This window comes from Caballeronia sp. LZ024 (assembly GCF_031451455.1).
Taxonomy (GTDB): Bacteria; Pseudomonadota; Gammaproteobacteria; order Burkholderiales; family Burkholderiaceae; genus Caballeronia; species Caballeronia telluris.
Genome location: NZ_JARUXL010000006.1, coordinates 1 through 13661, shown reverse-complemented (window position 1 = coordinate 13661; position 13661 = coordinate 1). Strand labels below are relative to the sequence as shown.

The 13661-nt window shown below is 56.0% G+C and carries 7 protein-coding genes and 1 pseudogene; 3 read left to right on the top strand and 5 right to left on the bottom strand.

From position 1 onward, the window contains the following. Positions 1-46 precede the first annotated feature (46 nt). A pseudogene (gene ligD, locus QCE48_RS29985) lies at positions 47-1296 on the top strand (DNA ligase D). A 740-nt stretch (positions 1297-2036) separates the two neighbouring features. Further along, complete coding sequence (locus QCE48_RS29980; protein ID WP_309788900.1) at positions 2037-2492, top strand: HU family DNA-binding protein; 456 nt, start codon at positions 2037-2039, stop codon at positions 2490-2492. Positions 2493-2593: 101 nt separating this feature from the next. Here the strand turns inward: QCE48_RS29980 and QCE48_RS29975 are convergent, their stop codons facing one another. Next, a complete protein-coding gene (locus QCE48_RS29975) occupies positions 2594-3505 on the bottom strand; it encodes an H-NS family nucleoid-associated regulatory protein (protein ID WP_309788899.1) in 912 nt (303 codons plus the stop codon). Positions 3506-3942: 437 nt separating this feature from the next. Continuing rightward, the gene (locus tag QCE48_RS29970; RefSeq protein ID WP_309788898.1) at positions 3943-4230 is read right to left on the bottom strand and encodes a hypothetical protein; all 288 of its coding nucleotides are present in this window, start codon (positions 4228-4230) and stop codon (positions 3943-3945) included. Between the two features lie 39 nt (positions 4231-4269). Here QCE48_RS29970 and QCE48_RS29965 point away from each other — a divergent pair, with 39 nt between their 5' ends. After that, entirely contained in the window at positions 4270-5118 is an 849-nt protein-coding gene (locus QCE48_RS29965; RefSeq protein WP_309788897.1) for a hypothetical protein, read from the top strand. Positions 5119-5616: 498 nt separating this feature from the next. Here QCE48_RS29965 and QCE48_RS29960 read toward each other — a convergent pair whose 3' ends face one another. From QCE48_RS29960 to QCE48_RS29950, 3 genes are all read right to left on the bottom strand, one after another. After that, complete coding sequence (locus QCE48_RS29960) at positions 5617-7119, bottom strand: hypothetical protein (RefSeq protein WP_309788896.1); 1503 nt, start codon at positions 7117-7119, stop codon at positions 5617-5619. Next, positions 7116-10571, bottom strand: a complete 3456-nt coding sequence (locus QCE48_RS29955; RefSeq protein ID WP_309788895.1) for an AAA domain-containing protein — start codon at positions 10569-10571, stop codon at positions 7116-7118. Before QCE48_RS29955 ends, QCE48_RS29960 begins: the two co-directional genes overlap by 4 nt. A gap of 238 nt (positions 10572-10809) precedes the next feature. Further along, on the bottom strand, positions 10810-12513 hold the full coding sequence (locus QCE48_RS29950) for a hypothetical protein (RefSeq protein WP_309788894.1): 1704 nt from the start codon (positions 12511-12513) through the stop codon (positions 10810-10812). Positions 12514-13661: the final 1148 nt, after the last annotated feature.

Here is a 13661-nt window from a genome sequence, read left to right as displayed (position 1 = left end):
GTTGAAGGCGAAAGCACGGCTCCGGCAAGAATTCGTCACCGTCGGCATGACCGCACGCGGCGGCAACGCCGGGGAAGTCGGCAGCCTGTTGCTCGGTTATTACGTCGCCGAGAAGCTGCACGACGCCGGAAGCGTTGTCACTGGATGGAACTCAAAAACCGCGAGAGACCTTTGGAAGCAACTGGAGCCACTTCGGTCGACGCCCCTCCATTCGACACACCGGTTAAGAAGCCGGGGCGATGGTCGCGTCGCACAGCTGGAAGCGAGCGGTGGGCGAAGCCCGCCGTGGTCGCAGAGGTCGAGTTCGCAGAGTGGACCGCAGAAGGTGTTGTTCGGCAGGCATCATTCAGAGGTTTGCGACTCGATAAGCCTGCCAGCAGCGTCGTGCGAGAAGGAGGAAAGACGGAACTGCCGGCACCACTCCCTGACTTGAAAATCACTCATCCCGAAAGAGTGATTGACGCGTCGTCCGGCATTACGAAGGCGGACCTTGTTCGTTACTACGCGAGCGTCGCTGAATGGATGCTGCCTCACTTGCGAGACCGCCCGGTAGCTTTAGTCCGCGCTCCAGATGGGATGGCTGGTCAGCTCTTCTTCCAGAAGCACGCCGAGCGTACTGCGATGCCCGGCCTAGCAGCTCACGACCGCGGCCTATGGCCTCGGCATCCGCCATTGTTGACCGTCGACACAGCGGACGCCCTTCTTGCCGCTGCTCAGATGAACTCCATTGAATTTCATATGTGGAATTCGGATGTTTCTCGGCTCGACAAGCCCGACCGCGTCATCTTCGACCTCGACCCTGGCGAGGGCGTGAAATGGGCGCATGTGCAAGAGGCCGCCTTGCTCGTTCGAGCGTTGCTATCGGAACTGGAATTGGAGGCGAGGCTGAAAACAAGCGGTGGCAAGGGACTGCATGTGGTCGTGCCGCTGGGTCCGCGAATGGACTATGCGAAGGTGAAGGCTTTCTCGCAATCGTTCGTTCGACATCTTGCCAAGACAGTTCCTGAACGCTTTTCAGCCGTGTCTGGACCATCTAAACGAATCGGCAAAATCTATGTCGACTACCTGCGCAACGGCAAAGCACAAACAACCGCTTCGGCATTCTCTTCTCGGGCTCGACTCGGAATGGGCGTTTCGATGCCGGTCGCGTGGGAGCAGCTTTCCGACCTCAAATCCGGAGCTCAGTGGAACGTTCAGACTGCACGTGAATATCTGAGCTTCCAGTCGAGCGACCCCTGGAAGGAATTTTGGTCGGCGAGACAGTCCTTGGCAGCAGCAATCGAGCGTCTACCGTAAGCGGCTTTGGGGCGGATTGCGCAACTACCGTCAAGCAGACCCAAGCTCGGCAGAACGTTAGTTGCGAATTAGCGAGATTATTCGGACAAAGCCAGCGTAACGACTTTTTGCGAGCAGCTCGTCAAGCGCATCACGTGCCAATTGAAGTTCATCAACAGCAGCGGCGAGGCGAGCTAAATGCAAAGCCCGGGCGCTTTCGGTCGTTGCCCTTTGCTTTGGCGTGTTCTTCCGACGCATCGGTTGCCGACAGCACCTCCCGCGCTGCACTCGCGACGCGTGAGATTGCCTCGGACTCGCCAGTCTTTTGTTCACTCTCGGCTGCCCCACATAGCCAATCAGTCTTCGACGCGTAGGCCTCATGATCCGGTGCGGACGACCAAGACCAGCGTGCATGGCGCCACCGAAGTGACGCTCTGGGGAAACGCCCACTGCGAAGCGACGACTCCCGAATTCCTAGTCGCGTCAAAAAGCGCTGATCAACAGCCTCGGCTTCTGCCCGCCTTGCGTCGACTCCTTCAAACCAGTAAGTTTGCGCGGTTTTACGTCCTGAGACGGCGTACAGGTCGTCCTTTTTGCCTCGTTCTGCCCACAAACCCTTTGTTTTCGGGCCTCCTGCCGTTGCGTATTGGTGTTCGCATTGATAGGCTATTGGCAGCTCGAGGAATTGCACCTTTGCGTATGTCGATGACTATTCAAAGGCAAGAATCTCGGGCCAATCTTTGGTCATAGACGAGGAACACATGGCAAAAGCAAGTGCAACAAACACTGCAAAGGCACCTAAAACGGCTCCTACCCCTGTTGCGAAGAAAGCGAAGGCACCTCAGGTTAAGAAGGCCGCCGCACCTGCCACGAAGAAAACGGTGGCTGCTGCTGCACCGTTGAAACCCATCAAGGGCTCGTTCACGAAGGCATCGCTCACCGTACATCTCGCCGAGCGTGCTGGCGTTGAACCTAAGGCCGCGAAGGCGTTGATGGCGGCACTCGAAGAAACGGTGCTCGCATCAGTCCACAAGAAAGGCGCCAAGGAGTTCACGCTGCCGGGTCTTTTGAAGGTGGTGGCGCAAGACGTACCCGCCAAGAAAAAACGCTTCGGGAAGGACCCGTTTACCGGCGAGGACAAGTGGTTCGCCGCGAAACCGGCATCCGTGCGTCTGAAAGTGCGTCCTCTGAAGAAACTCAAAGACGCCGCGCTGTAGATCGAGCGCTACGGTAAGAAACGCCCCTCTGGACTAAAAAAGTCGGAGGGGCGTTTTGCTATCTTCGAACGCGCAACCAAGCTCGGCGCTTCCCCGTTACATCATTGTATTGCCGTCGCGTTCGCAGTCTCGGGCACAGTTGCCGGGACGGGGGCTGCAGTGGCCTCTGACGCCGTGATCGTCTTTTTCGGGGCGACCGCCTTGCGACTTGCGACCATGCTTTTCGCAACCTTCTTCACTGCTGGCTTTGCTGTTTTCTTGCCGGCGAGGCGTTTGGCCCGAACGACCGGTGCTTCCTTCGCTGTTTTCTTGACGGAAAGGTTCCGTGCGGTCGCCGCGTTCTTCGCTGCGCCAGCCTTCTTGGCAACAGCCTTCTTTGCTGCGGCCTTCTTCGTCACGGCACCGCTTGCCGCTGCGTCGCCGACGCCATCGATCAGAAATTTGGTCCGGTCTTTCACATTGGCAATCCAGGCCGGCGCACGAGCGTGACCGCTCCACGTTGCGCCGGTTTTCGGATCGCGATACTTCGCCCCGAGAGACCCTTTGCCCTGCCCTTTGACAGCAACGGTCCGCGCCGTGGCTGAGGTCTTCTTGAGCGCTGCCTTCGTCTTGCCGACACCGTTCGCGGCGAACGCCGCGCCACCGCCATCAATCAGGAACTTCGTGCGGTCCCGGACTTTTGCAATCCAGGCGGGAGGTCGAGCGTGGCCGCTCCAGGTCGCGCCCGTTTTTGGATCGCGGTACTTCGGAGGCAGCTTACCTTTCGGCGAACTCGACGCAGTCGATCTGGCCGCGGCCTTGTTCCTGGTGACCTTCACGGATGGCGCCCCGGCCGGACGGCCCGGACGCTTTTTCGTCGAGGTATGTGCAGCGATATCGGCTGTCGTCAATCCGTGCTGGGCCATGAGCTTTTGGATGTCAGTAAGCGCGGTCTGCGCCTGCTTTGCGATCAAGGCCTGGGCCTGTGCTTGAAGTCGTTTCATTTTTCCTTGGATTTGTTCGAGGGTGGCCATAAAGGTCTCCTTTAGGATGTCGTGTCCGAACTATGCCACCGTTCACATCGAAAACGAAGAATGATGCGAACTGAAAGAGCTGTATCTTGTGACTGAGCCTTTCAAGCGAACGAAATTTGGAAGGCGCCTAGCGCGAGCAACAGTCCCTGAGTTGTGAAAGTCCCTCCAGTACCTAGGACTTGTGATTCGCCCATACAGCACCTCGTCAACAGATGACGCGCACCGCCTCGTTTATAATATGAAGACAGCCTCAGCAAGGGCAGGAGCCTATTCATGAGTCAACCGCGCGGGCGATATTCTGGATCTCGAAACAGCGACCAACGCCAAACGCGTCCCGTCAAAAAATCGCCGAATAAACGACAGAAGCGACCATACGTAAAGGGGCAATCTGCTCACGAGCCCGCCGAGACTGCATCAATTTTCAAGACACGATCGTTTCATTTGCTGGTTGATATGGTCGGCGCGGAGAACGTCGCGTTAGGGCTTGATTCCAGCTTGAAGCGGGTGGCCGAGCTGATGAAAGCCGAAAATTTACGCCCGAAACGGCCTTCCATATGGAAACGACGCTTGGGTTGCCACACGGTTTCTTTGACGACCACAACCCGGTGCTCGGGCCAGAGATTGTCGCGCGCTTGAGGTCCCCTTTGGACTTCGTTCAAACGGACGTCGATCTCGAAATGGTGTCCAGATTGACTGAACGGGATTTCGTCCCAACCGTCAGCCAAAAGTCATCTTTTAATAATCGCTTGCGTGAGGAGCCGGGAATGGCCAAGAAAACCACTGGCGCGTCGCCAAGAGCCGTCGTACGATCCAGCGGTGGCAACTCGCCAAAAAAAGACAGACCCGGCAATGCGAAGATTTCGCCACAAAGCAGCGAACAACGATCGCTAGGGTTGGATGGCAGCGCTGCGGTAGAAACCATTCGGCGCGCCAACCTTCACGTGCTCACGACACGCAACGGCTCAAAAGTGAAGCTTGGTACGATCATGGCGCTTACCGGCTCCAACATGGCCCATCGACTGCATGGCAAGAAACGCATGGACGATGCCGAAGCGAAACGTTTCACGGAGCGCCTGGGCTTACCAACCGGCTGGTTGGACGCGCCGCGTTCGGAAGCGGACATTCCGGAATCGGTGTCCGATATGCTTCGCCCTACTTCCCGCGGCAAGGCATCTCAGCCGCAGCCACCGGCCGAGATTGCCGCGAAAAAAGATGCGAGAGAGAACGCCAATCTCGGAATTGTCCGCACCGCGGGCGTCCCGATGATTACAGCTGTCGATGAAAACCCGCATGCTTTGATAGAGGCCACTATTGAGGCGATCGTCGTCAGCGAACAAGGCCGTGCCAGCAAAACCTCGACTGAGTTTGCCAATCCCTCGTCTGCGGAAAGCGATGCTGCATTCCCGAAAGCGCTCGAACCACTTCCCGATGCTGCGGCCCCGCTGGCACGTTCGTTCCCGCGCTCCTTCACATCCGTGACGAGCCTGGACAGCCTTGACGGCATCGAACCGATCGCGGAGGCGTTGATAAAGACGCTCGCGGGCAAAGCACGCACTGGCCGATTGGGCGAACTGAAAGCGCTAGAGCTTTTGCAGCAGGCGGTGTTGCTTTAAACCGTTATTCGGTCGAGGTGGCGCTTGCGAGTGCTCGAGAAAGACACGCGAAGGCGCTAGAGGAGCACATCGGCCCAGACCCGATGCGGGGCATGTCACCCCGCTTCTTCGCCCGCCCCGTTGACTCTGTTAAATGGTATCCGCGACGGCAGGATTACAAGAGCAATTCAGTGATGCGCTCTCGACTCGAATTGGCCAGCGGGCGTAAATGCTAGAAGTGAGCTCAACGCGGCCTGCGAAATCCAGCGGTCGTCGCTGAGACAGTACGATCTGACGCAAATCGGCCTTTGCGGATGTTCGGCGGACCTTCCTCGAAAGTCGACAATAAAGCCGGTCGCCGACGTTGACGGCGTCGTGCAGCAGGACGACAGCTTGCTGCAACAGCGAGGAGTGCGGCTGGCCGGCGTCGCCACGACCCAACCTAGGTTCAAGACCAAGCTCAAAAGAAACGGGGTGACCGCTTCATATATCGAGCCCGTCTGAATTGGACACACAAGGTCATCTGTCACGAAACTTCCATCTGTCTCGTGCTGCTGTCTTTGCTGGTAATGACTGCGGCGTCAGCCTGGAGAGAAAGTCCTTTGTTTCAAACTTCATATGGTCGTGGCAGTAGTGTTCGACGGCTCGCTGCTCAGAAACGTAGAAGCCGCTAAATTCTCTCGGACTGACGGGTCGGCGTCGATCTCCCAATGGTGGCTCATTTGACACCAGTAAATGCTTGCCGTCCCATGTGATCTCGAAAATGGATCGCACGTCGTTCAACAGAAAGCGAACCGTCAGTGAATGTTCGCGTGAAAGTTTGTCAAGAGCGGCCAACGTTGGATCGTTTTCTCCAAGTCGGTCCGAAATGTATATGGTGATTTGTACACCTCGTGCGAGGCACGAGCGAATCCTTCTGAGTACGTCCCCGTCAATCTTGGAGAGAGACGGATTGGTCGTTGTGATCTCCATCGAAACCTCAGAATTGTCCAAAGCCGAAGCAAGATAGTATTCGCCCTCGTGACATCGGACCGGAACTACTGGGATGCGATTAAGCTCCTTCGACACCGTCTCTAATTCAGCTTCATAGCGAGCCTTCTTCTCTAGCAAGGAGTCGCTTCGCTCTTCGCCAAGGCGCATCTCGACGGCGCCTAAGTTGAACAGGAGGACACTTCTGCGTTGAACAAGCGAAGCCACGTTTGGACCTCCCTCGCTCCCGCTGACCAAGTCGCGATAGCGTTTTCGAATCGCCTGACCTCCTGCCTTGTTTGCGAAACCTCGCTCGACTCCGATTAGCTTTGCCAAGCCCACCTGGGCACAGGCCGTAGTCAACTCATTATCAATCGAACCATTTACAGCGAGGCGCAAAGACAGTTCCCCACTTGATGCTCTATAGATCAGCGCAAGCGCCGGCCTGAAACGCCCTAAAGACTTGTGGATTTTCGTGACACGAAGCACCTCGAAACCCGGCGCAGTTGATTCCAAGGGCGAACTCGTAGTCGTTCGAAGTTTGTTAATCTCGCCGACGTCCAATTCAGAGAGTTGTGGCAGTGCAAATGCGTTTGAGATCGGAGCGGTAATTCCAGACGGATCAGCACGTTGTTTCGTATAGACAATGGTTCTCTCGAGCAGGCTTTTCTGTATTGAATCCCACAGAAGATAGATTCGTCGGTCGGAAGGACTGGACTCCCCGTTTTCGCGCAAAGCCTCTTTCCCGCGACGTAGGAGCACATGGTGCCCAAAAGCATTCTTTCCTATGTAATCTCCATCGCATAGACTTTGTAAGAGACTCTCGCCGTAGGTGGCATCCACGCCGAGAAAGGCACAGATATCACCGCCCTCAAATAGTCCCGAATCAATAACACGCAGACAGAACTCGATCGGTGCGGGAAGGGGCCGACGATCAAGACCGATCACGTCAATAGCGAGAAGTTGTACAGGCAGATGAACCGTAAAGTAGTCGACCAGCGCATGTCCTTCAAACGTGTCAAATCTGCGCGCGCTTTCATTTTGATCTCTCATAGGTCTTCCAGCGAGCAAAAATCAGTGTTAGCGCGGATGTAGTCGATCACATCGCGGAACGGGTTTTTGCCTTTGGCTCCATGACAAAAGTCAGCGTCCCCTACGATCACGAGGGCATCTCGCGCTCTCGAAAGCGCGACGTTGAGCCGCTCCTTCTCCCGCTGAAATCCAATTTTGTTGAAGGAGTTCGACCGCGTGACGCTGTATAGGCAAATGTCCGCCTCTCTCCCCTGAAACGCATCAACCGTGTTCACTTCAATCTTGAAGCCGGTATGAACGCCGATCTGCTGCGCGATCTGATCACGTAGTAGAGCGACTTGGGCCGAGTAGGCAGCGACAACCGCAACCTCCACAGGTTTTTTACTTTTTCGGGTCTTGCGGGAGATTGTTTTGAGTTGTTCAATGATCTCGTGAGCCTCAATCCCATTCTCATATGTACGTCCTGGCGTCTCGGTCTCCGCGCGCTTCGGCTTCCTTGAGGTCGAAAACCAAGTCACAGCCTTGGGGTAGACGTCAACTATTATGGGATTGCGTTCGTCATCTTCCCTAACGTTAATGAGTTTTCGATCATAGAAGACCTGACTTACCAAAGAGCCAATCGTGCTGCACATTCGACGTTGCTCAACAAGCTCTTCGACGTTTTCCGATGGCAAGCGCGACAAAAGGATGGAAAGAAGACTCTCCTTCGCCTCGGCTGAAAACGGAGATTCACCGTTACCGTTGCTGTCGGATTCGATATGCGGCGGAAGCTGCTTTGGATCACCGACCAGAATTGACCGCCGACTGCGCGACATTGGGACAAGGGTTTCCGTGGCGGTGGCCTTGGACGCTTCGTCCACGATGCATAGGTCGTACTCATCCTGCTGGAACGCTGGAGTACTGCCTAGTCCGATACAAGTTCCAGCTACAATTCGAGCTTCTCGAAGGACAGCGCCATGGAAAGAGCGCTCAGATCCGAGTCGGTTCAACCAGTCGAGATGCAGTTGCATGAGCGGGAGCAGCTCCCTGCGCGCGCTGTTCGTAGTGACGAGGCCATCGAGCAGGCTTTCGAGATCACAGTCTTCGGCGTCGCTGAAAACGGAACCCAGTCCATCCAGCTTTTCCAGGCTCTGCCACGTTCGGCCTAAACGCGCCTCAACCGACTCAATGTTTCTTCGAAGATCGTCCTCTTCGGTCAGAGTCTCTTCGGTCTGTCGCAAGACTTCATGTGTATCGGGGACCCGGCCATCCTCGATATTTTTTAGACGTCGATCGTTAATCGCCAACTTGCTTCGCCTCACCTTATTTTCTCTGTCGCGCAACTCCTGAAGCACACCTCGAGTCTTCATGTAGCTGCGGCCAAGCAACTCGACTTTTATTTCATACGCGCTGATACCCTTGCGCTCAGCGTATGTCTCCATAAACTCTTCAGAACGTGCCTCGGCCTTCAGGCACCAGTCCTTGACTTTTCGCTCCAGTGTCAATCGCTCTACCGACTTATTGACCTTGTGGGAATTTTCAGATCCGAATGAAACGATGCGCACCACATCATCGGCCAGACCTTTCTCGTCCAGCTTGGCAATGATGTGATCGAGAGCGACGTGTGTTTGCGATGAGAGAAGAATGCGCCTTGTGGGGTATCTTTTCAGATATGCACTGATTAGTTCTGCAATTAGTGTGGTCTTCCCCGTGCCGGGCGGGCCATTCACGACGAGCAGGCTGCTCACTTCCATCGCCTTGTCGAGAACTTGACGCTTGTCGTCGCTCAAGTGTTCGGGAAACTGTAGACCGGCTGGCTCTGGCGGCTCGGCCGAACTCGGATCCGACAGGACATTGCCGATGACAGGACTAACAGCCCTACCTCCCCTGATATCTTCGAGTGCGGCCCGTTGCTTCTGGAGAGACTTTCTCTCGGCCTCAAAATTAGTCTGGAGCACCACATTTGCACGCGGTATATCCGCTCTTTTCCCTGAGCGGAGGAAAAGCTTGACCTGGTCTGCCTGGACATCCACGACTGTCAAGATTATCGGCTTTCCGCCCGGCGTCTGAAGTACTAAAGACGCCCCGAGTTCCTCCCGGTCGAAGTCGCCATCAATCGTAGCTACTAGGAATTCCTCCTCGTCGTCTATGCGCCTTGCGAGAAAATCCTTCTGCTTCGTTTTATAGAGACGTTCCTTTTCTCGCAAAAATTCCGACCAACAGTCGAACCAAAATGAACGTTCCTTCTCCTGGAGTTGATTAGCAAGGACATCGTCCATGATCTCAAGCCGGCCGATGAACGTACGCAGATCGTCGCGGGCCACTTTTACGTTTCGAGCCGTCTCAGATCGAAACGAAACGCCTGGCACAGTCGCCTGTGTTTCGCGGATTTCTCGTGCACGGTCAGGCGTGTGAACCGTCAGTTGGTCGAGTGACAGGTCGTGCTCCCCAACTTTGCCCCTGAGTCGTATCGTGGCACCAACAATTTGAATAATCCCGGTCCGAAGATCGTAAGCAGCAGTCCAGCCACAATTTAGGTCGTCAATGACGTACGGCGTACATTGTCCCTCCTCCAAGCCGGAGTACTCCTTTCTCAGCACCGTTATGCATGCCTCGCCGAGCCGGACATGGATTTGCGTCTGGATTTGCGCTCTCGTAAGAGCGGCTGCGTGGTACGCATCGAGATCTGCAAGCAATACAGCGGCTGCCTCTTGGCGCTGATCCGGTGACGCAGCCAAGGCCTTCTGTAAGATGCCTTTCGGACCGGAGAGCTCGCGCATTGCATCCAGCGCAAAACGCAAGTCTTCTTTTGTATGGAACACCTGACCAGTAAGACACGACGTTGCTATCGCTGCCCATGAATATATGTCACGCCTAGCACTGTGATAACCATCGTCCGCTTCGTCAGGCGTGTACGGTGGCGATCCGGATCGAAAAAAAGTCAAGCCTAGTTGGGGGAGATCCGTGTTGCGCGCTATGCCAAAGTCTACGATTTTCGGTAATCCGGCTGCATCAAATAGCACGTTCTGCGGCTTGAGGTCACGATGTGCCCATTGCCGCTGGTGCGCATAGGCCAACGCGCGAAGCAAGGGCCGACCGAGTGTCTCGTAGAAATCGCTCCAACTCACGGGGCCTTGCTCACGAATGCGCTTAGCTAAGTCACCACCCGGCAGCCATTCAAGCACGAGGTAGGGGATGCCCGAAACGCTTCCGCCGTCGAATTGCTGGACAATGTGCGGATGGCAAAGGTCGGAAAGAGCGCGCTTTTCTCGCTCGACCGAAAGCGCCGATCTCGCATAGTCCGCTCCTGGTAACGACACCTTTACTGCACGACTAAGCTTGCTTCCCAAGTCAGTCGCACGAAAAACTGCCGACATGCCACCGTCGTATCGATCATTGGTGATCTCGTATTTGCCATCCAACACTAAACCGGGTGTAAGCGGAAAGTCGGTGTCTGCAATCGCGGCTTGCCGCGGCTCGTCCTTAGGATCCATTGCTCTCATCTCAAAAGCTTCAGCGATTGGCGAGAGCCAACCGCGCACAGATTTTGCCGCCGGCCCTCCGCTCCCTTGCCGTAAAAAAGCGGAACGGCGTCCGCACCACGCCTACTCGGGGCAAAGGTTAGGCAATTTGCCCCGCGCGCGCAAGGCCACCTCAATGCCCAAACAAGCGGAGCCAACTCGCACGACACCGATCGCGCTTATCTTTCGCAGCCTCATTGGCTCTCTTTGTTCAGGGGGCAGAATCGAGTTGAAGGTAGACATGGTTCGGCTCACGTCTTAAGCCTTCGGCAAGATACGTTCGCACGAGCCGCCGATTTTGAGCATCGTAGCTTATTCCATCCACGAGGCATGCTTCAGCGACGCGTGGATTGTATTCATGCAGCCATACGTAGTTTTTCTTAGTCCATGTCAAGATCACTTTCTGAAGCGCTCGGCTGTCTCTGTCGTAGTTACCCTGCCTGGTTATGAAGCCCATTACATTTAGACAGAAACCAAGGATGCGTGCACCCTTGAAATTTGGGAATCCGTTCATGTCCGCGACCTCGTTATAGAGTAACCGTCTAACCTTGAACTTAACGATCCTGCCAGCGGCGCCACTAAGCCGTCCAACGTGGAATAGTTCGCGCCAAACGGAGTTGTGCTGAACCCACCAGCACTGACCGCTCGGCGACGTCACGGCTGAGGCCGCAAAGATGACTTCGAAGATCATCTCGGCAAGATGATCATAGAAGTTGTCAAGGTGCGGTTGTTGCTCGCTCGCGTCCCGACTTCGCAATCGCAGATGGTATGGAACCGACCTCTCGTCAAGAACTTCAACGCAGTCCCTGATGAATTTGACCACGACCCGTAGACGGGAATGTACGTCGTCGTCCCAAGCCTGGTTGGTAACGCCGTCGAGTTTATATATGTCGGAAACCGAATTCTCGATATAGCCCTTTGCTCGATAGAGAACGAACGAGTGGTTCCCAAGTGCCCGTTCCGCGTAATCGCGGAACGTAATTAGCACGAGCCGGCAGTAAGCTTGCCACTGGGCAGCGTCCCACTTTGACCGGTCCATGAAGTCCAGGTCGAACAGGGTCCCAATGGCCTCGACCATTCTGTAGTTAGAGAACATCGCCTGACTAAGCGGCTGATGATAGCCGATCAACCCCGATTCGTACCCCTCGGTTTCATGGTAAAGAAAAGAGTCGCGATTCCTCAATGCTTCGCTCACGATGTTGCGAGCAAAGGTTTCGACTTGAATCCCATACTTCTTCGATGCGCCCATTGTTCGGAAGATGGCGAGGGCGGTGCCCGGAGACGACTCGACTATGGCTCTGCACAACCTTTTGTCCGCAATTAGCAGCAGGAGGTCGTTCGCATAAGCTTCGACTTCTGGAAGTACGCGTTCCTCCTGTTCCCCAAGCTTGCTTCGGTAGTGCTTCAAATGGCCCCAGTCCGTGGCGTGGCGTACGAGGGAGGGCACCGAGTTGGCAAGTTCGTCTGCGATGACAGCGAGTTCGGACAATGATCCCTTTAAGATGAATTCGTAGAGGGTTCGCGCGAAGCGCGCAGCGTTGTATTTGCCATACCTGGTTGGCCGGATAAAGGCGAACCAGGTCCAGGTAAGGAATGTTAGGAGGAGCAATGCACCGAGAAGCGCCTGCCAGATACCGGGTGTCAGCAACTTACCTTTAGGCACGAGCCACTGCTCAACGCGCCAAAGGTCCGTCAACAGCGTAAGGACGCCGACGATCGCGACGACCGAAAACGTAATGCCGAGCAGAGGTACCGGCGCCGTTCGGACGCGGAATCGGTAGCGTACATCGCCGATCGTCCATGCCAGCACCATGAGTGCGAGGCCTGCGAGAAACTCCGAGAAGCCAAAAAATTTCTGCCCGGTCGAATCAAGCGGGACGAAACAAACGCCCAGAAGACACTTTTCTACAACCATCAGAGCCTCGTCTCCTCAATAGTTCGGCTGCATGTTAGCAGGCCGCCATTCCTTACTGTCGGTGCCGTATAGATCGCCAAACTCTTTTCGAGAAGCCGTCAGCGGCCCGATTTCGGCCGGTATTATCACCGCAGACTGGATGACACAGGACCAGCAAGCGGACCCACGAGCATGCCGCCCCGTTTGGCGTTGTTGCAAAAAGTCGTGCTTGAGCGCCCGTCCGCTGGGCCTATGCGGACTGAGCGACGTCGATCGTGGTAGGTGCGTCGATCTTGACCGTGGTCGTCGTCTCCGTAAGCACCTGACGTCCCATGCGCAGGCCTCTGCCCGTCGGGGCGGTGGTCGTGGAAATATCGCCGGGGCGGCTATAGGCAGCGTTGATGGCTGGCGTTCAACGCGACGGCAATATGGATGACCGGTCTCCCTCGGTCAGCAGCCGATCCAGCGTGGATCGATGAACGTCCGCAAAGGCCGATAAGCGGGCCGTCAAAACCTCGAACGCCTTTTCTGGATGGGGCAGGACTTGATACAGCCCGGCCCGAAGCTAGGGACACTCCAGCGATTCATGTGGCGCCCTTCGCCGCTCGTTCAATTCTTAACGCGTAAAACGCTTGTCGAGCGTCCTTCAGTTTCTGTATGGCGGCCGCAAAGCGCGCCAACTCGGGCGCTTCAAGCCATGTGATGTGCCGCACGAAAAAAGTGCTTCGAGTGCAACTGATGCCGGATGTACTTCCCGTGTTGCATTTGCGACCCGCTCAAGCGCCCTCGCCTCGCTTGACTTGTCCTTGCTCTTCGTCATCTGGGTCCTAAGTCCTGCCGTTCGAAGTCGTGTGAGGGTTGAGCTAATCGCTCCGACCGCCGAACGACGTGCCTTGCGTTCAGCTACCGCAACAATCCGCACGATCCAGAGGCTTGTGATGAGGTAGTTCGTCCGAGGCGAACTCCTCGGACGGACGCCACCCTGCGCCGGCATCGGGCGACTGCGCTGGATCCCTTGTGAGCAAGGTGACACGCCAGCGATAGCGCGGCCGGCACGCGCCCCGACATTCGTAAGCGCTCGATCTCCCACACACGGGGCCAAGATGGCCGCGTAGCAACGGTCGCGTCAATACGGCGGTTGGATCAAGCGTTGTTACGCGGTCAAGTCG

Coding starts and splice junctions, on each gene's coding strand:
- QCE48_RS29965 (WP_309788897.1), top strand. CDS start 4,270: ATGGCCAAGAAAACCACTGGCGCGTCGCCAAGAGCCGTCGTACGATCC.
- QCE48_RS29960 (WP_309788896.1), bottom strand. CDS start 7,119: ATGAGAGATCAAAATGAAAGCGCGCGCAGATTTGACACGTTTGAAGGA.
- QCE48_RS29980 (WP_309788900.1), top strand. CDS start 2,037: ATGGCAAAAGCAAGTGCAACAAACACTGCAAAGGCACCTAAAACGGCT.
- QCE48_RS29950 (WP_309788894.1), bottom strand. CDS start 12,513: ATGGTTGTAGAAAAGTGTCTTCTGGGCGTTTGTTTCGTCCCGCTTGAT.
- QCE48_RS29955 (WP_309788895.1), bottom strand. CDS start 10,571: ATGGATCCTAAGGACGAGCCGCGGCAAGCCGCGATTGCAGACACCGAC.
- QCE48_RS29975 (WP_309788899.1), bottom strand. CDS start 3,505: ATGGCCACCCTCGAACAAATCCAAGGAAAAATGAAACGACTTCAAGCA.